We start from the raw sequence: 19,734 nt of genomic DNA, 5'->3' as shown, positions 1-19,734 counted from the left end.
ATTTAATCTTGTTCATTTCCATTCCGTTCTATTCAACATAAGAAACGATGAGCTCAGCTGTTCCTTGCAAAAGAATCGCACCTACACCATGCGGCAGGAGAAAATGCTCCCCCTTCTTTATTGGATAGGAAATACCCTCCACGGTAATTTGTCCCGCTCCATCAAGGACGCTGGCTAACAGATAATCTTGATCCTGCCCTACGGTGGCCTCGCCATCCAGTTGCCATTTTTGAACTGTAAAATACTCGCTGTGGACATAGGTTGTCATGCAGAGCCCGGACAGTTGAACGGTTTGAGGTTCGGTTATGGGGTCGGTATGAGGGATCGTCGTGACATCTAATGCTTTTTGGAGGTGCAACTCCCGCTTGTTCCCCTTGTCATCGATTCGGTCATAGTCAAACACGCGATAAGTGGTATCAGAGCTTTGCTGCGTTTCCAATACAAGAGTACCTGCGCCCAATGCATGAATCGTACCACTAGGAACGAAGAAGAAATCACCCGGCTTAATGGATACTTTTCGCAGAAGCTGATTCCATTCTCCCTGCTCAATCATTCGCTCAAACTGTTCCTTGGAATTTGCCGTATGTCCGTAGATTAACTCGGCACCTTCCTTGCAATCAATAATATACCAGCACTCTGTTTTGCCTAGCTCACCGTTTTCGTTCAACTTCGCGTATTCATCAGCCGGATGCACCTGTACGGACAAGTCGGTATTGGCATCCAAAATCTTGGTTAACAAGGGAAATACCTCTCCCTTGGCCTTACCGAACAACTCATGATGCTGGCTCCACAGCTCTCCAAGTGTCACTCCCTGGTACTTACCTTCACGCACAACACTTTGACCATTCGGATGGGCCGAAATTGCCCAACATTCTCCTGTTCGGTCGGATGGGATTGTGTAACCAAAGCAGTCATAAAGCGCAGTCCCCCCCCAGATACGCTCTTGAAATACTGGAGAAAAGAAGATAGGTTCTCTCTTCACCGTCACATCATTCCTCTCCCAAGAAGAAAAAAGTGCAACAAAATCCCCAGTAGGTTATTCAGTTGTATCTAGGAAGGTTCGTCATGTGGGAGCTGAAAAAAACTTCGTCACTCTGCACTCTAACGGGAGAAACCAGGCATGTTTCCCAACCTATGACACGACATCAAAGCTTGGTGGATACTTCACTCTCCCTTGGTTCGCTGCCCATGAATTCTCTTGAAGTTCAATGACCATAAATACTTCATCAGGAACTGGCAACGGCGGTTCAATTCCTTTCAATCGCGAAGGAACGAATCCAAACTTGGGGTAGAAGTTCGGATGTCCGAGCACGACAACATGCTGATATCCCAGAAGCTTGCACCTACGCAGTCCTTCTATGACCAAGGCAGAACCAATCCCTTGATTCTGGTAGCCTGGCTTGATTGCCATTGGGGCCAGAGCTAATGTCGGTACACTTCCCTGATTCGTTTCAATTGACACGATGCTAAAGAGAATATGCCCGATCACTTCGTCAGCAACCGCAACAAGCGATAATTCCGGGATGAAAAATTCTGATGCCCGGATTGCTTCTACGAGTTTGGCTGGTTTCTCTTCTTGAAAAGCAAGCAAATTGACTTCTGTTATTGCCCCTTGATCTCCCGGCTGTTCTGCTCGGATTGTAAACATCATGATGAACTCCCTTTCAGTTGGTCAATTTTTTTCTCCATTTTTATTGGTTTTCTTCTGTTCTACGCTCAACCCGTAACCCCTCCACATGCTTCTTGCCCATCATCCGATCCTTTTTCCGATTCTCTTTGGTTTCGAACACAATCGCCATATCGTAGTTCTCAGGGTACAGCTCCTTGCTCTCGATTTGCAGCGTCAGCCGCTTCTTGTTGATCTTGATTTTCTTCTGCCCGACCATCACGCCCAGTTCGCCCTGATGATTCTCCAATTCATAGATGATGCCTGAGGTTTTCAGGCTGCCGATGTAGACGCGATCTCCAATGGTGAACTCCCGCTGCTTTACCTCCGTTGGTACATCTTCCTCCTGCTTTACCTGCTTCTGCTTGAACGTCTTTTCCCATTCCTTTGCTTCCTCTAGCTTGGCTCGATGATTCATCACGACTTCCTCATTGTGCACGAATTGCTGCTCAATCGGTTGTTCGTAGGTTTTGTGTTCCTTGTAGGTAATCTCGTGAGCCCGTTCAATCAGCGTACGCTTCATTCCCAACCGCAAAGCGATAGAAAAAGCCTGACTCTCTCCCGCCTGACCAATCTTTAATCGATAGAGCGGGCGCAGAGTTTGCAGGTCAAACTCCATGGAACCATTCTCGAATCGTTCTCGCGACTGGGCAAACTCCTTGATTTCACTGTAATGGGTTGTGGCGAGAATGGTCGCTCCCTTTTTGTCTAACTCCTCCAGAATAGCAATGGCAAGCCCCATCCCCTCCTGTGGGTCCGTCCCCGCTCCCAGCTCATCCACGATCACTAAAGTTTGCGGATGAGCGCACTCCACGATGCTGATGATGTTGCGAATATGGGAAGAAAATGTACTCAGTGAATGCTCAATGCTTTGACCGTCCCCGATATCGACCAACAAATCGAGGAAAACGGCGAATTCACTTCCCGCTTCGACAGGAACGTGCAAACCGGCTTGAACCATTAGGGTGAGAAGTCCCACGGTTTTAATGGCTACGGTCTTCCCGCCTGTATTCGGGCCTGTAATGACCAGTGCGGTATATGAATCACCAATCCCAAAATCAAGCGGTTCGGCTGATTCGCCAATCAAGGGATGCTTGGCTCCTTTTACCCGAATGATATTTCGTGTATTCAGCCCCACGGATCGACCGTTCATCGACTTGCTCAATTTTGCCTTAGCAAACAAGAAGTCGTAATGCGCCATCGTTTCGATATTGATGGAGATTTCCCCTTGATAGGACTCCACTAGGCCGGTTAGATAGGTTAAGATTTTATGTTCTTCGGCTTCCACTTCCGCTTTGAGGTAGTTACATTCGTTCTGTAGTTTCTTGATCTCCTCCGGTTCGATAAACACCGTTTGGCCGCTGGAGGAGCGGTCCAGTACGCTCCCATCGATTTGACGTCGATGCTCGGCCTTGATCGGAATAACATAGCGTCCATCCCGCATGCTGATGACACCGTCTTGAATGTAGTCGCGATAAGCGGATGATCTCAGGTAATGCTCCAAGCGGCTTTTGATCCGCTCCTCGACGATAGCTACTTTCTTCCGTGCCTTGCTCAACTCTTTACTCGCTTGATCATCTACACGTCCATGCCGTATGCACCTCAGAATTTCTTCAGCCAAATCCTCCAAGTCATCAATAGAAAAAGCGTAGCTGCTTACTTGTGGAGCAATCTCTTCTCGAGCTTTCATGAACTTCTTCAGCTTACTGCCAGTCTCCAATAATTCCAGCAGCGTGGTCAATTGCTCTGGATGCAGAACCATTCCTTTGCCCAGCTTTAGCATGACCTGATCGATCTCGTGAAGCCCGTGCAACGGTACGCTTCCTCCCCTATCCAGAATCGCTCTTGCTTCAGTGGTCTCGATTAGCCTATTTTGAATCACCACAGGGTTAATCACTGGTTCCAGTTCCCGAACATGGCGTTTCCCTTGCTCAGACTTGGCGTATTCCATCAGCTTTTCCTTAATCTTGTCAAACTCCAGTGTTTGCATCGCATGATTGTTCAATGTGGATTCCTCCTGAATGAGTTTTTGGACATAAAAAAAGACCGCCAACGAACACTCGCTCGTTAGCAGTCCATGTGAAATAAACGATAAAGCTAGACAAAAACAGGAAAAAAAGGCACAAAAAAAGCCATGCACTATGGCACGGCATCCTATCCCTTGGCGTCTAACCAATACCGAGTATAATCGATGCACTTCGTAGTGTTCTTAACTAAACGCGTATCCCAAAAGAACGGCAAACCAAATAATCCTCGCAAGGATCAAAAAATTGCCCAGTCCAACACGCTCACGCATGATTAGACCTTCTTTTAGCAAAACGCATATGAAGTTGCTTTAGTTAAGAACATCCACCGACATCAACAAAACTCCCTTACTTTGAACTTCTTGATCATTCTACACTACTTTTATTCCCTGAACAAGAATATTTATCCATACCGTTCCAGATACAGAATTTTATTGATGGATGTTTTCTAAAAAAATTGTTGTTTTATCTAAAATGATAGTATCCTAATTTCTGTTACTATCATTTTAGGGTAGATAATCACGGCGCTAAATCATTCGAAGGGAAACAGCTATGAAAAGAAAAGTGAATCTTTGGGCATTTATTTTTTCACTCGTTTGCATAGGGTTATTCTTTTTAGCGTTATCCTCTAGCGAAGCAGTGGATTTTGTAACAAATTGCGTACACCTACACCCATTAAATATCGTACTAAATATTTCTTTGGTCACATGTATATTCGGTGTTATCGGCTTTTCTGGGATAAATGGTTGGAAGACGATGTTAAGAAGTATTTTAACTGTAATTCTTACTTTTGGATTATCAATTTTAATAATTTTCATTTTGATTATGGGGAATTTGTTTACATTCACCTAAACGTAAATAGATATTGATATCGACCTCAACATATCCACAGCAAAGAAAACTTGGCGATGCCAAGCCTCTGTCGCCGGTAGAGCCTTAGTTGCACTTGGATCGATAGGAATTTTTATAAATTCCTATCGACTAAAAAAGAACAAGCCACTTGATTTAGGTGACTTGTTCTTGTGAAACCAAATACGTATTGCTTGACGATTGGGCATCTGTTGCTTCTTCTGCTTGGAACTCTGCTTGAGCCATTTTCTTGGTTTCTTTGATGATGAGCAGCGCCATGAAGGCAAAAATGACCGCCAACATCAGCAAAAATACCCCCAGCTCCTCCCAATAATACGTCAGGCTTCCGCCTCGAAGACCCATTCCCCTGAAGACTTTGAAGTACCAGGTGGCTGGAATCAGGTCACCGATCAACTGAATGGATTGCGGAAACAAAACGACTGGAGAAAGTACCCCGGATAACATAAACGCCGGAGAAATCAGGTTTTGTGCCCGAGCAGCTGCACTCAAAGGATGCTTGGCATTCCAGCCCGTTAACATCCCTAGCCAAGCGCTCACCAAGCAAAACAGTCCTAACGGAACCATGTACTCAAGCGCATTGCCAGCAAAACGCAATCCTCCGAATTGTTTGAGTGCCGCCAATGTAAGAACCATCGCAATCATGTAGACAAGCGTGTATGGCAATACCCTCATCAAAAGACCGATCGGATGCTTCAAATCCTGAGCAAGCCTGCCCTCAACCCGAAGGCGAGGAACGATCGTAATGGTTGCCCCATAGATAATCCCCAAGGAAACAATACTGATATACCCGATAACCATCAGGTTCATATAGTCGTTTGTCGGGTTAAACAATAACCGCTGTTGTAAAGACAGATTACTAACAGTTGCCGCAACCTGTTCATCTGTCATCCCCAACACTTTTAATTTGCCTACCGTCGGCGCCGTGCTATTCTCACTCGCGATGATCTCTGACATGGCTGAGCGCAAGCTTCCCGTAGCCGAAGGAACCGTATAGTCTACCATAAATCCAATGTTGGACTGTTTTCCCTGAAAACGGTTCTGCTCCAATCCGTGCGGCAGATACAAGACAGCCATGTATTTTTCATTGTAGAGAAGTGTCTCGGGGTTTACGTCCTGATGCAGAATGGTCTCGACTTCAATGTACTGAGAGGCGTTGACCTTGTTAATCAATTGCTGACTGTACAAGCTGTTGTCCTCGTCAATCACCGCAATCGGAGCCTTATTAATCTGGTTGTGGCTGAACAAATACCCGAAGACAATCGCCAGGATGAGCGGAGTAATGAACGCTTTACGAACAAATTTGCCACTAATCATCAAATTCCATTCTTCCCGTAAAGCCCTCATTACAGGTTCACCTCAATCGTCATACCAGGAAGAATGTCTGGAGTACGCTCGATGTATACACGAATCTGGAACGTGTTCAAATCGGCCTGACCTTTTTCACGACTCATGCGAAGGCTGGCAAACTGTGGCGCTGCGGTAATGAATCGGATCTTTCCGTTCCTATCCTGGTTCGTCGAAACCAAATGACCTGTCACTGTACCGCCTACCTTGAATTTTGTCACCTGTGTCTCATCCACATAAAAATCATAGTAGACCTGGTTCGTCTCCAACAAGATCACAGGAGCACCTGCGGATACGTTCTCCCCTGTTTTTGGAATGACTTTGACGATTTTACCATCGCTAGGCGCGCGAAGCGTTAAGCGCTCCTTTTGGACAAGTAGTGTTTGCAGTTGGATTTGCAGGGCTTCTCTTGATTTCTTCAAGAGGTCTATACCCATTGCGCTGTTTTGCAAATCTTCCTTGGCTTGTGCAACCGTGTCCAGACCCAGCTTCGCTTTTTCGGTTGCTTGATGGGCTTGATCCTTATCCTGTTGTTGGGCGCCAGTCTTCATTTGCTGATAGGTTTCTTCCTGTTGGTTCAGCGTATTTTGGGCCGTGGTTAATTGAAGCTGAGTCGTATCCATCGCCGATTTGGCAACAGCGCCGCTTTCATACAGGGATTTGGTCCGGTCGTAATTGAGTTGAGCGTTGCGTAAGGATTCCTTCGCGGTTCCGACGGCAAGGCGCTGCTTTTCCAGATCTTCTTTGCGAGCACCCTCCAATACTTTGCTCTCAACCGTTTGAGCGGTAGCAACCCCCAGTTGGGCTTGGCTTTCTTGCGTGTCTACTTTTTGCTGACCAATTCGGATGGAATCCTGTGTTTGTTTGATTTTGATATCGGTGGAAGCTATATCGGAGGTTACTTTGGCGATTTGCAGATTGATATCGGTTGGATCTAGCTGAATAAGCACATCGCCTTTTTTCACTTGTTGCTCTTCTTGTACGTTGACGTTGGTTACTTTGCCGCCTACCTGCTGGAACGATACGTTTACCTGTTCGGCAGTCAATATGCTGCCTTTTTGTTGCATGGCAAGAGAAACTGCATCTTTACCGCCTCGTAATAATCCGAATCCCCCCAAGGCCAGGGCTACTACTAAAATCAGAATGACCGTTACACTTTTTTTCATATGGGCTCCTCTCACACGTAATTATTTCTATTAGCGAAGTATTATCTGTGACTTATTTCTGTTAGTGAAGTATTATTCGTAATTTATTTCTATTAGCGAAGTATTATTCACGACCGATTCTTAATTCTGGAGTAATCGTCTCAATTGAGCCATCAAGGTTTCAATCTCTTCCTGGGAAAAACCCTTAAACTTGTTCATGAGGTAATCCGTTTGCCTCTTCTCCAATTCCATTATCAGCTTCTTGCCCTCTTCCGTAAGCCCTAGCTCTACAACACGCTTGTCTGTCAACGCTCTCTCACGATAAATGATCCCCTTATTCATCAGCTTGGTGTAATTCGCTGTAATAACACTCGGGGACACGTGCAATTCATTAGCAATAGACATGACGGGCTGGGCTGTGCCCTTTTCAGAAAGCACCTTCATGAAGTAAAATTCCAGGATGCACACGTCCTCCAACAATTTCCCCATGTCCTTTTTATATTGTCGAATGACCTGTCTAAAGGTTGTATCCGCTTCTCTCATGAGGTCATACCATTCGTCCATCGTTTCCCTCCCCAAATTATTTCTGTAAGTGAAATATTCGCTAGATTACATTATACTTTCTGCCCAAAATATGTCAACCATCAAGAAAGAAAAGACTAAAACAGAGCTCACCCTAGGAGCTCTGTCTGCAGCAGCAGGTCACGATATGGTCATTCACCAGCCCTACCGCCTGCATGAACGCGTAACAAATCGTCGATCCTACGAACTTGAATCCACGCTTTTTCAGATCTTTACTGAAACGGTCGCTTAGCACCGTAGATGCAGGAACGTCTTTCATCTCTTGAAACTGGTTCAGAATCGGTTGACCATCCACGAACGACCAAATATAGGCTCGAAACGACCCAAACTCGGCAACAACGCGTTGATAGGCCTTGGCGTTGGAGATGACCGCTTGAATCTTTAATCGATTTCTTACGATTCCTGGGTTATTCATCAGCTCTTCTACTTTTTGCGCATCGTATTGAGCGATGATGTCGGGGTCAAACTGGTCAAAGGCCACGCGGTAATTCTCTCTTTTCTTCAAGATGGTATACCAGCTTAGACCGGCTTGCGCTCCTTCCAGATTCAAATATTCAAAGAGCAACCGATCATCATAGACAGGCACTCCCCATTCCTTGTCATGATATTCGATATACAACGGATCTTGGTTGACCCATCCGCATCTGTTCATAGCCAGTCCCCCTCTTCAGTCTCGGCCTTCTCACCTTCTATTCATAGGATAGATAGAAACTGGACGATCCGCAAATGTTATTGAGGTGAACCATGCATGAATTCAGCAACCCTATTGACGATATCCTGTGGATTCAACGGCTGCAGGTCCATCTGGATCAGTACCGCATAGACAAAATTGACAGTGGTCAGAAGAGCAAATAGAATCAACTCTTTTTTCCTTTTTTTCTTCACTAACGGTCCGATATCCTTGAAGCTGACCACTGTCAACAAAATGACCATCGTCAGGATCATATCCTCACCTATTCCTTACTTCTGTCGCTGGATTAAGGCACTAGAGTTAATATTGGTTTCAACCTCCACGGAAACGGGAATTTTCGCGAAGTAATCGGGCCAGCGATCCTTTATCTTTTTCCAGTCCTTTGGATACTTGCGATGAATGGCCTCTCCAAATCCAAACACGTCTACTTTGTGCGCGCGGGCCTTTTTAAGCGATTTCATAACCTCCGCTTTTATTTTATTGCTTTTCAAGTCTTCGAGTTTTTTGATGTCTGTGGGATTTACCTCATTTTTGGTACAGACGGCTCCAGCCAGGTTGCCCGCTTCCTTGATCTTTACCGTTATGGTGAAGTCTTTTCCCTTTTTCGCCGGTTTAATATCCGCTTTGGCTGTGAATACCTCGAAGGATACTTTTTGGGTACGCTTATCCTTGCCCTTCCCATCTGGACATGGGGTTACCAGAATGGCACTTTTCACTTGTCCTCGAACCCATAAGGCTCCCCGGGTTTCAATCGGGTCCAGGTAGGTGATCAGTTTATCCTTGGTGAAGACAGCGGAGCCCTGGACGTAGTAATCTTCTTTGGAACCTTGGTTTACCACTTTTCGCACGACAGGTACAAGGATCGAGGTTGACGTATGGTAGGTCCGCATAAAATCGTTCACATTCATCCTCGGCGTCGTCGAACTCGCTTTATACCCTTCAAGAAGGTCCATTAAAGCGAGGACGGGAACTTTTTCGGTTTCTACCTTCATTTTCAGGATGTCTTCCGCTCTCTTAGGTGTAATCGCAACCGTGAAATTACGCCTCGTTTCAGCGTCTCGGCTGAAGTATTCCATCACTGGCATGATTCCTTTGCGGGCGAACTCCTCACTAATCACGATGACCTTGGTATGCGCCCAAAACAATCGGAACGGAGAGCTGTGTGTCGCTTTACGGAGGGAGTCAAACATCGTTTGCCCCGTAGAAGTGAACGTAAAGAATGTTGGAGCATTCCCAGCCTTCTTGGTCATCGCTGAAGGATTGGCCACTTGAGCGCTTAACAGAAAACCTTGTGGAGTCGAATCGATCCCGGCTCCCAATACAAAGCTCAATTTTTCAATTTCCCTTCGATTCCAGCATCCGGTTGTGGTCAAGGCTAAAACGACTGTAAGCATGACAAGCAGAACAGTTCGTACCATTGGTTTCATGATGCGGCCCGTTCCTTTGGTTTGAGCAAGGTTATAAGCAGCAACAGCAGAGGAAAGATGATTTCAATCGATAGAGCGTAGATGCCGAAATACCCTGGGGTCAGAAAGTATTTTAAGTCCGCGAGATTTTTAAACGATAGTTTGGCAAGAACAATAGGGCAAATCCCCATTGGAATGATTAGAAAACGCTTGGCTTGCAGTTTAAACAACTGTCCTGTGCCCTGGATTCCAATATATAAGTAGAAACAAATTTTGCTGAAAATGATACTGATCCAGATCGCGACGAGAACGGCTTCAATCCGCTCAAAAAAGCTAGCCACTTCAATCATTCGCACAAAAGAAAACAAGGGCAAGGTGAGCTGCCCGGCTTCTTCGGGACCAAATACTCCGATAACTCCGCCTGAGAGAAGGACTAAAAGAATGGTCGTGACAACGATGCTTAAGAGCGTGTATGGTTTTACCTTCGGCTTGTCTTTTACATATGGAAATAGCATCATAATCAAAAATACGTCGCCAAACCACGCCAAAGGAACAATGCTTCCGTACAAAACGCCCGACCACCCATTCTCCAGAACCGGTAACAATGCACTGATTTCATAATTCTTCTTGTTGAACAAAACGATAAGGAACAGGGAGAGGATGGATAATGGGGTGGTCAGCGCCGTTACTTTTGCTATTGCCTCCAGTCCGCGACTGACAGCAAATATAACAGCAAGGGTAATACAAATGATGAATACTTGGATCGGCGTTTCGGGCATCAAGGCAACGTTCAGGATTTCGGCAAATTGTCGCGTCATGATCGTTGCAATGTGTAAGAAAAACCACAGAAAGATAACCGAAACAACACCCCCCACCCATTTTCCTAGCAGACTTTGGGTGATCTCAATCAGAGTCTTGTTTGGGTGCATCTCCGAGAGCTTAACAGACATCCAGATCAAGAGCATCCCCCCGACTCCGGACAGAATCGAGATCACCCATCCGTTTTTCGGATCGCCTTTGGCCCAGATGACCGGCAGAAACACGGCCATGACAGATGCTCGACTTGCGATTAGCGCAAGAGACAGCTGCATCGCAGTAATCCTAGGAGTATATGGACCTTTCCCCTTCATGATGTACCTCCTTACTCATTTGCGTCGAACTCATCAACCTTATCCCGATGACGTGTATATCGATGCTTTTGGTTAGCCAGCCACTTCCAAGGAGCCCGAATAAAGCTATCTTTTATATCCCCCCATTGAAATGGAGCAAAGGGTGAGAGATACGGAACACCAAAAGAGGTTAATGAAACCATATAGGTAAGCAGTGTAAGCAGGGCCACCGTGATGCCGGGAATCCCCAGAATCGAAGCGATAATCATTAAGGGGAAGCGCAATACACGAAGGGCCAGTCCGATTTCATAGCTAGGTATGACGAAGGAGGAAATCCCCGTTAACGCCACCACGATAATCATGATGGGAGATACGACTCCCGCCTCAACCGCAGCTGTACCGATAATCAGCGCTCCGACGATACTTACGGCTTGTCCCGCCGCTTTGGGCAACCGAATCCCCGCTTCACGAAGCAACTCAAAGGATAATTCCATCAATAACGCTTCCACGATAGCCGGAAACGGGACCCCAGAGCGTGAACCGGCAATTTGCAGGGCAAGCGGAGTAGGATACATCTCGTGATGCATGGTTGTTAACGAGATGTATAGTGAAGGGACGACCAATGAAAAGATAAAACCCATGAGCCGAAGAAAGCGCATGGAAGTGGCAAAAATATAGCTTAAATAGCTGTCACCCGCTGTGGTAAAAAATTGGACAAACACCGTTGGGACGATTAATACCCATGGCGTACCATCCACTAGAATAGCCACTCGTCCTTCCAATAGCATAGCGACTACTCTGTCGGGACGTTCCGTATGATCAATCTGTGGAAATATAGAATTGGGGGCGTCTGCGATAAACGATTCAAGATAATAGCTTTCCAGGACCCCCTGAATATTCATCTGATCAATTCTCTGTTTTACCTCTTCCAAAATGGCCGGATTAACAACGCCATGCACAAAAGCGATCGAAATCTCTGTTTGCGTCTCCTTGCCTACTCGCATGTTGAAAAAACGGAGATGCGGATTTTTCAGTTTTCTCCGAATCATCGACTGGTTAATCTGAATGTATTCAACAAACGACTCTCTTGGCGCTTTGATCTCATCTTCCACAGAAGGTTCGGAAATCGAACGTTTTTCGCCGCCCGTTGTACTGACAGAGATGGCAACAGATTGACCATCAACCATAATCAGCGTACTGCCATTTAAGATCGCTTCCGTCAGCTTTTTCTTGTCCTGAATCTGCCATACATGGCCAACTGGCAGAAGTTGAAACGAAAGGTTATTGATAAGTTGATTGTTTGATGGATCACTCACACTTTCATAGAAATTAAGCAGCGTCCCAATAATCTGTTTGTTGATGATGGAGATTTGCACAAGACCAGCAATATACACAACAATTGCCTTGTATTGTCCTCCAGCTAGTGGTAGCTCCTGATACACGACATCGGCGCTAGCCCCAAGTTCAGCTTGTAAATACGACTTATTGGCGTCAAGCGAGGTAGACAATGGAATGACCGGGGTCTGTTTGTTGTTCGTCCCCATTCTTATTTTTTTGTGGAAGAAGTTCGTTTTGATATCAGATTCCTCCCACGCTTCGTTGTGTTCATACTGAAAGGATGCCAATTGTATTGGAAGATTATGCAAAAAAGAAAAGACTTCGTCCCTCTGTGCTCTGTTTAAGCTCGCGTGTAGCAGCTACTGTCCGCTCCGTTCACTACGGAAGGGATTCGACAAGAAAATCACTACGCTTCTCAATGACGTAAAGAATGCCGACTCTTTTCCTTCCTTCGTTCTCTGCGCTGGGTTTCGCTTAAAATGAGGCCCGAGTGACGAAGTCTTTTCTTGGTGGGCTTACGCGAAAAGAAGGAATGTTTAATCGATTTACTGATGTAAATCAATTAAACATTCCGATACGAAAAAAAGCATAGGACTACCTGTTGGGTAGTCCTATGCTTGAGTGAAAGCTATATCAGACAATCTAAATACCTCTTGTGATCTTGGTCAGCGGTTCATTGACATCAAAGATTTTTACATGAAGTTCTGTAATTCCAAAAGACTGAAGACGAGCCGTGTGCTCCGCCAGATATTTCTCAAGCGAAGCAAGGTCGGAAAACAAATAGATGCCGCCCGCTTCTTGCGTCTGTTCATTTTCCGTCCAGATTTTCCAAAGCAGTCCTTCTGTGTGGGAAATCATTTCGGCAAGGTCTTGAAATTGAGCGGACATTTCCTCCCCCCACGGTCCATTCATCGGAAAATGAATCTGTAAAAGCTTGTTCGCCATCGGTTGTTCCTCCTTAATTTATCCATCTTAATTTTACCTAATCTTACAATAATTTGATTGGATTAGGCGATAGATACTACCAAAGAGTTGGTGCTCTCTGGGATTCCCAGCACCGGACAGATTCACAAGAAAAGGTCGCTCGCCCCGAGTATCAAGCACCTCTGAGACGATCCCCTCCCCGTTAGGCTGGCAGAAAAGCAGATTGCCGCCCGTCACATGCAGCAGCTGACAGGTGGCATTCCATTCTTCCTGTATGTAAGGTGCTCCTGCCGAGAGCGCGAAGCAGTTCCGCCACTCCCTAATGGATGAGTCCAAATCGTTTACCGCAAAGGCGACATAATCCAGCTTCAATTCTCCCGCAGGGTGGCTTGAGATGATGTGATGTTGTGTGAGATCACTTCTTCTTTCTTCGTCCATCTGTTCCCACTCGATTAAAAAAGGCAGAGGCAACCCAGCCGTTTCTTTCCTTAAAAATAGCATCTTCCACCGAATCACCTTGCCGTCCGACCGCTTGCGACTGCCAGGAAATGGCCCACATATCTGGACCCCTTGGTTAATCAAGTGTTGCTTGGCCTGCTCTATGTTCGATGTACGCAGTGCGATTGTTCCCATTCCTTCGCCATTGGGTAAATCACGTAACAATTGATCGATCAGTCCGTATTCTCTAGCTCCCTCAGCCACATCCGGATGCTCCAGACTAAGAAATTCAATGTAGCTTATATCAAAATAACTAAGAGCATTGATCGTTCCCCAATTCTCATGACGGCCACCGACGACTGAATGAAGGCCGAGCTGACTCATCTGATTCACCGCTTGTTGGGGGGAAGCCGTTATAAAATGCACAAGATGGTCAAATGCGATTGGCATGTTTCTCTCTCCTTATTATTTCCCCTCTTTCCTGCGCTTGGTGACGGTTTCGCCGCCAATTCCCCAATTATCCGTATCCACTTCATCAATCACAACAACCGTCGTTTGCGGATTCTTGTCCAGCACATCGACCAGCAGCTGAGTGACTCCTTGAATTAACTGCGCTTTTTTCTCAGGTGTTACATTTTCGTTCGTGATTTTAATATTGACGTATGGCATGATGGATTCATCCTTTCTATTTAACCAATTGGTTTGACTATCATTTGATCGGAACGTCCAATCCCTAACGGCAGAATAACGGCTCCGAGAAGTACAATCAGGGACGCTCCGATTAAAGCCGCGTCATAGCTTCCGCGTCCAGAGATGAGGACTCCAGCGATGACAGGGCCGATCATTTGACCCAGACCATAAATCGTGGTCAATAGCCCGATGATCCTTCGGTTATTTAACGGGTACAGGTCCTTGGCATAGGAAATCGTTAATGTCGTAATGCCCATGAACGTCGCACCAAACAAAACGGCCCCTAGCAATAGAGTGGCAGAAGAAGGAGCAATAACCGGGATTGCGATTCCGATGGATTGCAGAATCATCGTTAAGGTTAACGTCCACTTCTTCCCCCATCTGGCGGCAAGCAAGGACCACAAGATACAAGATGGGGCAGCGGCAAGCCCAACCAACATCCAACTTAGCGAGGTAATGTTTTCAATATTTACACTAATCTTTGCATACGCCACTAGATATGTGCCAGTCACAATGTACCCCAAGCCCTCCAGTCCATAAGCGATCATCAAGCTAAGCAGGATTCTTTGAACGGACTCTGGTCGCTTCACATGAAAATTCGTTGATGGTTTCTCAATTCCTTGTCGTTCCGCTAATAAATAGCAGGCAAGTAGCCCAAGTACCAGACTGAGAAGTCCAAGTCCTTTCCATGCCCCCATCCATTGGCCATAATCCGCAAAAAGCGGGACAACCACTCCCGTCAAAAGAATTCCAACACCTACACCGCCGTAAAATATGCCTGTCCAAACGCCCGACAGACGCTCTAAGACAATACTGGAAGCCACTACAAAAACGATTGAACTTGCAACGCCAGACATAAACCTGAGCACGAGCCAGCCTGCAAAGCCGGTAACCGCCCCCATCCCCCAGGTCGTCACGATACTCATGATCATCCCGGCAATAAGCAGCCGAGACCTTCTCTTCAACGGAATCACCGTCAGAACAAGCGCGCCAAGCAAATATCCTAAATAATTGCTAGAAGCGAGATAGCCAGCTCCCACTGTTGAGAATAGCTGTTTGTCCATCATCATCGGAAGAATGGGAGTAAAAGAGAACCGTCCAATTCCCATCGCAACAATCAGTGCTGCTATTCCTCCTATCAAGGGGATCATCGGTTTTTGTTCCATGGAGCATTCACCTCCTGAAAATGGATCGCCACTGTCATCATGATACACTGTGATTGGTTATCATGTATAATACGGATTAAGGATGTTTACTATCTGGTTTTCAGATGGCTAGTGTTGACCCAAGCCCTAGAAGTGGAGGGAATTATGGACATTCAATTGCTTCAGGCGTTTTATACCACCGCACAAGAAGGCAGTCTTTCTAAAGCTGCTCAAAAATTGAATTACGCTCAATCCAATGTGACGAATAAAATTCAGCAATTAGAGGCTGACCTCAATACACAGCTATTTTACCGACATAATCGAGGGATTACGCTTACCCCCTCTGGCCAGACCCTCGTTCCCTTTGCTGAGAAGATCCTGCATACCATTCAGGAAGCCAGACTTGCCGTTGGAGATTCTACCGTTCCCTCGGGCCCGCTTCACATCGGTTCGATGGAAACGACTGCCGCTGTACGTCTCCCTGCTCTTCTGACCAAGTACCATACACGCTGTCCCGCGGTTGAGCTATCGCTTGTGACAGGTCCTACGGAACAACACATATCGCGCGTGCTTCATTATGAACTGAGCGGAGCATTCGTCGCCGGACCAGTAGAACATCCCGATCTGATTCAGGAAAATGTCATTGATGAAGATCTCGTCCTCGTCACCCCGGCTTCCCATCGACCCATTACGTCGTTGAACGAAATAGAACTGCGCACGCTGTTGGTTTTTCGCAGCGGCTGCTCCTATCGAGCGAAGTTACAACAATTGTTGCATGAACAAGGGATGTTTCCCGTTAAATTGATGGAGTTTGGAACCCAGGAAACCATTATCGGCTGTGTTAGCGCTGGTTTGGGGATTTCTCTGTTGCCCCGCTCCATCGTGTCCCTTTCAGAGCGACAAGGTCTTATTCGATGCCATGTGCCAGACAAGCCAATCACAGTTACAACCGTCTTTATCCGACGTAAAGATTCCCTTATTACAACGGCTTTTGAGGAATTTTTAACGGAGATGCGGGCTCATTTCCCACAAAAAAGTACCCTCTAGCCACCGCATGAAAGGCTGAGGGTACTTACTTTTCAATGAAAACGATTCTACGGATTAAGATCAACTAACGACGGAAGTACAAATAAACCATCTTTTCTGATGAGGACTTCATCAAACCAGATTTCCCCCCCACCGTATTCCGCTCGTTGAATCGAAATTAAATCCCAATGGATCGAGCTTCGATTGCCATTATCCGCCGCTTTGTAGGCTTGACCAGGCGTTAAGTGAAAACTGCCTGCGATTTTCTCATCAAACATGATGTTCCTCATCGGGGTAAGAATGAGCGGATTCACGCCTATAGCAAATTCCCCAATATACCGCGCTCCTTCATCACTATCTAGCAGTTGATTTAATTTCTCTGTGTTGTTTGAAGTAGCGTTGATAATTTTTCCGTCTTTCAATGTCAATTGAATATCGTCAAAGGTGAACCCAGCATACTGAGACGGGACATTATACGTTACGATCCCATTAACCGAATTTTTTATTGGTGCCGTATAAATCTCTCCGTCAGGCAAATTTCGCTTTCCAGAGCAAATGACAGACCCAATCCCCTTGATTGAGAAACTTACATCTGTCTTAGGACCAACAATTCTTACCTGGGAAGTTTGGTTCATAAGCTCTTGCAAAGGCTTTAGTTTTTGGGCTAATTGTACATAGTCGATCGATAGCACATCAAAATAAAAATCAAAGAATTGATCGGTCGACATTCCAAACTTCTGTGCTAGAGACGGAGTTGGATAGTATAGCTCTACCCATTTCTTATGTGTGAGCAGATGTTCTTTTGAGGGCTTCACCACTTCACGAAATAATCGAAACTGTTCTTGTGGAATGCCGGAGAAATCACTGTCATTCGTTAAACCTTGAATTCCGATATATTTATCAATACCAGACAGCTGGCTTTGCTCAACCTCTTGCAAGATTTTGACGTCGTTTTCCTGAATCCCCTTTATCCACTCCGCCTGAATTTCTGGATCAATCATTCTCACATATGGCAAAGCACCTATTTGGTTTAGGAGCTTTACCAACTCTTTTCCCAACGGCTTTCCTTCTCCAAAAATATCAATCAATACTCTTTCCGATCGATTCACTTCAAGAGAATAATTCACAATCGTTTGCGCTAATGTTGAAATTCTGGGATCACGCATATGTTAACCCTCCAAACGTATAGGTTCGTAACGCACAATCACTTGTTAATCTTAAAATTCGCTACTTCTAGTTGCAGCTTCTCAGCCATATTCGCCAGCATACTGGATGCGGCAAGTATCTCTTCCATTGAGGCATGCTGCTGTTCAGTTGTAGCAGCGACTTGTGAAGTGTTTTGGGCTGTCGTCATGGAATTGTGTTCAATCTTTTTCATATCATCCGCGACGTTTTGCATATTCGCGCTAAAAGTTTTAAAGCCTCTCTCAATCGTACTGGTTTGGCTCACAACTTGTTTCACTGCCTCAAAGATCGATTGGAACGATTGATCTGCCACTGTAATTAATGTTTGTCCCTTCCCAACGGACTCATTACTCTCTTTTACCACTTCATTGGCTTTGTTGGATTCTGATTGGATTTCAACAATAATCGTACGGATTTTTTCTGCGGCAACGGCAGACTGTTCAGCTAATGTTCTGATTTCGCTTGCTACAACAGAGAATCCTCTGCCATGTTCTCCCGCTCTGGCGGCTTCGATACTGGCATTTAAGGATAAAAGGTTCGTCTGTGAAGAGAGATCGGTGATGAGGGAGATAATTTGACCAATTTCCTGTGATTTTTGATTGAGAGATTCAACCGCTCCAGATACATGAAGTGATTTCTGCTGAATATCATTCATTTGAGTCATGGCTTGGTTGATCGCCTCAGAACCGCTGGTGGCGGTCATTAACGTAGCCTCGGCGGAATGGTTCACTTGATTGATGTTCGTTCCCATCACGGTTAATTCACCAATTGCCGACATTGATCTGCCCATTGTCTCCTGAGCGATCTGGACTTGCTCATCCATTTGCAAGGATATGTTTTGAAAAACCTCCGTAATGTGCTGGCTTGCCTGACTTGTCTCCTGAGCACTAGCTGTCAATTCCTCACTTGAAGCCGCTACTTGCTGTGAAGCGTCATAGACAGAGGAGATTACAGCTTTCAGACTTGCTGTCATTTGATTAAACGAACTTGCTAAAATCCCCACTTCATCCTTGGATTTCACGCTCACCTGTTCGTTAGATAAATCCCCATTCGATATATTTTGCGCTTGAATAGATACCTGCAATATTGGCTTAATCATGGATCGAGAGAAGAAATAAATAATAATTAATGCTAGAAGAAGAACGATTAAACCAATGACTCCGATGGTTACTAAATAATTATTCGCAACGTCTTGAATCTCACTTGTTGGAACAACCGCAAAGATTTTATATCCGGTCGCTTGAGACTGATAAGCGTAAACGTAGGATGGGATCCCGTTAATATCAGCTTGTACCACTTCATCATGGGCGTTAAGCAAGGTATCCAGGTTCGTCATATTCATTTTTTTATCTTTTACAAGTTCATCTAGTTTCTTAAAGGTTAAGGATGGATCTTTGTGTGCAATTACGGTATTGTCTTTTGTCAGAAGAAAAATATATCCTTCCTTCCCTAGCTTCATGGAAGTGATGCTTTTGGACAATTCATCCAGCCTTTTATCCGCTCCGACGACTCCAATCATTTTTCCTTGATCATCTCGAACTACTTTTAATGTACTGATAACGGGAATCGGACCATTCGGCGATTCATACGCGTAAGGTTCCGTTCGAATGACTTGGTCTGGATTTGCTTTTGCTGATTTATACCAATCTCTTTTTCTGGGGTCATAGCCACCTTTGGAAGCTTCATCTGGAGATTGGAGCATGGAGCCGAATTCCGTCCCTAAATAAATGTAGGATAATGCTTGGTGGGCTTTGCGAAAGCGATCAAAATCGAAGAAAATTTCTTTTTCGATTCCCTTGGCCTCATAGTGCTTCGGATCAATCAGTTCGCCTTCTTTCTTATCATAAAAGGTAACCATCGTGTTATCTGCTTTTTTAACGTTGGGGAGTGTGGAGAGATAAAGAACATCATCTTCAGCATCTTTAAACATTGCGGTTATATCATTATCGATTTGTCTTAGTTGTTCCTTTGTACTCTCTTTAAATTCTTGCATAAGAATATTTTGTGTACTAAAAAAAGAAAAAATAGAGACTAACAATAACGGTAGGGCTACTAGAATAGATATTGTTAGTATCCATTTTCTCGCTAAAGACGTTCTCATTCATTAATCCTCCTAGTAATTTTTCCTCTCAGCTGTTAACACACTAGTAA

The 19,734-nt window shown here is 45.3% G+C and carries 18 protein-coding genes; 1 reads left to right on the top strand and 17 read right to left on the bottom strand.

The window, feature by feature from the left end:
* Positions 1-28: 28 nt before the first annotated feature.
* From manA to ACQCN2_RS12200, 15 genes are all read right to left on the bottom strand, one after another.
* Complete coding sequence (manA, locus tag ACQCN2_RS12270) at positions 29-982, bottom strand: mannose-6-phosphate isomerase, class I (RefSeq protein ID WP_426929407.1); 954 nt, start codon at positions 980-982, stop codon at positions 29-31.
* Between the two features lie 150 nt (positions 983-1,132).
* Complete coding sequence (locus ACQCN2_RS12265; protein WP_426929203.1) at positions 1,133-1,651, bottom strand: GNAT family N-acetyltransferase; 519 nt, start codon at positions 1,649-1,651, stop codon at positions 1,133-1,135.
* Between the two features lie 40 nt (positions 1,652-1,691).
* A complete protein-coding gene (locus ACQCN2_RS12260) occupies positions 1,692-3,671 on the bottom strand; it encodes an endonuclease MutS2 (protein WP_426929202.1) in 1,980 nt (659 codons plus the stop codon).
* Between the two features lie 1,024 nt (positions 3,672-4,695).
* Positions 4,696-5,904: an ABC transporter permease gene (locus ACQCN2_RS12255; RefSeq protein ID WP_426929201.1), complete on the bottom strand. Its 1,209-nt coding sequence runs from the start codon at positions 5,902-5,904 to the stop codon at positions 4,696-4,698.
* Positions 5,904-7,070 (bottom strand): HlyD family secretion protein, encoded by a 1,167-nt coding sequence (locus ACQCN2_RS12250; protein ID WP_426929200.1) that lies wholly within the window; start codon positions 7,068-7,070, stop codon positions 5,904-5,906. Before ACQCN2_RS12250 ends, ACQCN2_RS12255 begins: the two co-directional genes overlap by 1 nt.
* A gap of 120 nt (positions 7,071-7,190) precedes the next feature.
* Positions 7,191-7,613, bottom strand: a complete 423-nt coding sequence (locus ACQCN2_RS12245; RefSeq protein ID WP_426929199.1) for a MarR family winged helix-turn-helix transcriptional regulator — start codon at positions 7,611-7,613, stop codon at positions 7,191-7,193.
* A gap of 112 nt (positions 7,614-7,725) precedes the next feature.
* Positions 7,726-8,283 carry a DNA-3-methyladenine glycosylase I gene (locus ACQCN2_RS12240; protein ID WP_426929198.1) on the bottom strand — a complete coding sequence of 186 codons (558 nt, stop codon included), beginning with the start codon at positions 8,281-8,283 and terminating at the stop codon, positions 7,726-7,728.
* A gap of 77 nt (positions 8,284-8,360) precedes the next feature.
* Positions 8,361-8,576 carry a hypothetical protein gene (locus ACQCN2_RS12235; protein ID WP_426929197.1) on the bottom strand — a complete coding sequence of 72 codons (216 nt, stop codon included), beginning with the start codon at positions 8,574-8,576 and terminating at the stop codon, positions 8,361-8,363.
* Between the two features lie 15 nt (positions 8,577-8,591).
* Entirely contained in the window at positions 8,592-9,749 is a 1,158-nt protein-coding gene (locus tag ACQCN2_RS12230; protein WP_426929196.1) for a Ger(x)C family spore germination protein, read from the bottom strand.
* Positions 9,746-10,858: a GerAB/ArcD/ProY family transporter gene (locus tag ACQCN2_RS12225; protein ID WP_426929195.1), complete on the bottom strand. Its 1,113-nt coding sequence runs from the start codon at positions 10,856-10,858 to the stop codon at positions 9,746-9,748. Before ACQCN2_RS12225 ends, ACQCN2_RS12230 begins: the two co-directional genes overlap by 4 nt.
* Before the next feature lie 11 nt (positions 10,859-10,869).
* Positions 10,870-12,483 carry a spore germination protein gene (locus ACQCN2_RS12220; RefSeq protein ID WP_426929194.1) on the bottom strand — a complete coding sequence of 538 codons (1,614 nt, stop codon included), beginning with the start codon at positions 12,481-12,483 and terminating at the stop codon, positions 10,870-10,872.
* A 334-nt stretch (positions 12,484-12,817) separates the two neighbouring features.
* Positions 12,818-13,120: a monooxygenase gene (locus ACQCN2_RS12215; protein ID WP_426929193.1), complete on the bottom strand. Its 303-nt coding sequence runs from the start codon at positions 13,118-13,120 to the stop codon at positions 12,818-12,820.
* Positions 13,121-13,153: 33 nt separating this feature from the next.
* Positions 13,154-13,987 (bottom strand): VOC family protein, encoded by an 834-nt coding sequence (locus ACQCN2_RS12210; RefSeq protein WP_426929192.1) that lies wholly within the window; start codon positions 13,985-13,987, stop codon positions 13,154-13,156.
* 15 nt (positions 13,988-14,002) lie between these two features.
* Positions 14,003-14,206, bottom strand: coding sequence for a 2-hydroxymuconate tautomerase family protein (locus tag ACQCN2_RS12205; RefSeq protein ID WP_426929191.1), 204 nt, complete (start codon positions 14,204-14,206; stop codon positions 14,003-14,005).
* Between the two features lie 20 nt (positions 14,207-14,226).
* A complete protein-coding gene (locus ACQCN2_RS12200; RefSeq protein ID WP_426929190.1) occupies positions 14,227-15,393 on the bottom strand; it encodes a YbfB/YjiJ family MFS transporter in 1,167 nt (388 codons plus the stop codon).
* A 144-nt stretch (positions 15,394-15,537) separates the two neighbouring features.
* Between ACQCN2_RS12200 and ACQCN2_RS12195 the strand changes: the two genes are divergently transcribed.
* Positions 15,538-16,419, top strand: coding sequence for a LysR family transcriptional regulator (locus ACQCN2_RS12195; RefSeq protein ID WP_426929189.1), 882 nt, complete (start codon positions 15,538-15,540; stop codon positions 16,417-16,419).
* 47 nt (positions 16,420-16,466) lie between these two features.
* On the opposite strand, the gene ACQCN2_RS12190 is transcribed toward ACQCN2_RS12195, so the two are convergent.
* Both ACQCN2_RS12190 and ACQCN2_RS12185 read right to left on the bottom strand, forming a co-directional pair.
* On the bottom strand, positions 16,467-17,564 hold the full coding sequence (locus ACQCN2_RS12190) for an aminopeptidase (RefSeq protein WP_426929188.1): 1,098 nt from the start codon (positions 17,562-17,564) through the stop codon (positions 16,467-16,469).
* A 38-nt stretch (positions 17,565-17,602) separates the two neighbouring features.
* On the bottom strand, positions 17,603-19,684 hold the full coding sequence (locus ACQCN2_RS12185) for a methyl-accepting chemotaxis protein (protein ID WP_426929187.1): 2,082 nt from the start codon (positions 19,682-19,684) through the stop codon (positions 17,603-17,605).
* Positions 19,685-19,734 lie beyond the last annotated feature (50 nt).

It is taken from the genome of Brevibacillus ginsengisoli (genome assembly GCF_050113715.1).
In the GTDB taxonomy this organism is placed as follows: Bacteria; Bacillota; Bacilli; order Brevibacillales; family Brevibacillaceae; genus Brevibacillus_H; species Brevibacillus_H ginsengisoli.
Note: the sequence above shows the minus strand (reverse complement) of the source record. Positions and strands in the feature narration are given on the sequence as shown.

Coding starts and splice junctions, on each gene's coding strand:
- ACQCN2_RS12230 (WP_426929196.1), bottom strand. CDS start 9,749: ATGAAACCAATGGTACGAACTGTTCTGCTTGTCATGCTTACAGTCGTT.
- ACQCN2_RS12215 (WP_426929193.1), bottom strand. CDS start 13,120: ATGGCGAACAAGCTTTTACAGATTCATTTTCCGATGAATGGACCGTGG.
- ACQCN2_RS12225 (WP_426929195.1), bottom strand. CDS start 10,858: ATGAAGGGGAAAGGTCCATATACTCCTAGGATTACTGCGATGCAGCTG.
- ACQCN2_RS12250 (WP_426929200.1), bottom strand. CDS start 7,070: ATGAAAAAAAGTGTAACGGTCATTCTGATTTTAGTAGTAGCCCTGGCC.
- ACQCN2_RS12240 (WP_426929198.1), bottom strand. CDS start 8,283: ATGAACAGATGCGGATGGGTCAACCAAGATCCGTTGTATATCGAATAT.
- ACQCN2_RS12205 (WP_426929191.1), bottom strand. CDS start 14,206: ATGCCATACGTCAATATTAAAATCACGAACGAAAATGTAACACCTGAG.
- ACQCN2_RS12265 (WP_426929203.1), bottom strand. CDS start 1,651: ATGATGTTTACAATCCGAGCAGAACAGCCGGGAGATCAAGGGGCAATA.
- ACQCN2_RS12195 (WP_426929189.1), top strand. CDS start 15,538: ATGGACATTCAATTGCTTCAGGCGTTTTATACCACCGCACAAGAAGGC.
- ACQCN2_RS12185 (WP_426929187.1), bottom strand. CDS start 19,684: ATGAGAACGTCTTTAGCGAGAAAATGGATACTAACAATATCTATTCTA.
- ACQCN2_RS12190 (WP_426929188.1), bottom strand. CDS start 17,564: ATGCGTGATCCCAGAATTTCAACATTAGCGCAAACGATTGTGAATTAT.
- ACQCN2_RS12210 (WP_426929192.1), bottom strand. CDS start 13,987: ATGCCAATCGCATTTGACCATCTTGTGCATTTTATAACGGCTTCCCCC.
- ACQCN2_RS12235 (WP_426929197.1), bottom strand. CDS start 8,576: ATGATCCTGACGATGGTCATTTTGTTGACAGTGGTCAGCTTCAAGGAT.
- ACQCN2_RS12245 (WP_426929199.1), bottom strand. CDS start 7,613: ATGGACGAATGGTATGACCTCATGAGAGAAGCGGATACAACCTTTAGA.
- ACQCN2_RS12200 (WP_426929190.1), bottom strand. CDS start 15,393: ATGGAACAAAAACCGATGATCCCCTTGATAGGAGGAATAGCAGCACTG.
- ACQCN2_RS12255 (WP_426929201.1), bottom strand. CDS start 5,904: ATGAGGGCTTTACGGGAAGAATGGAATTTGATGATTAGTGGCAAATTT.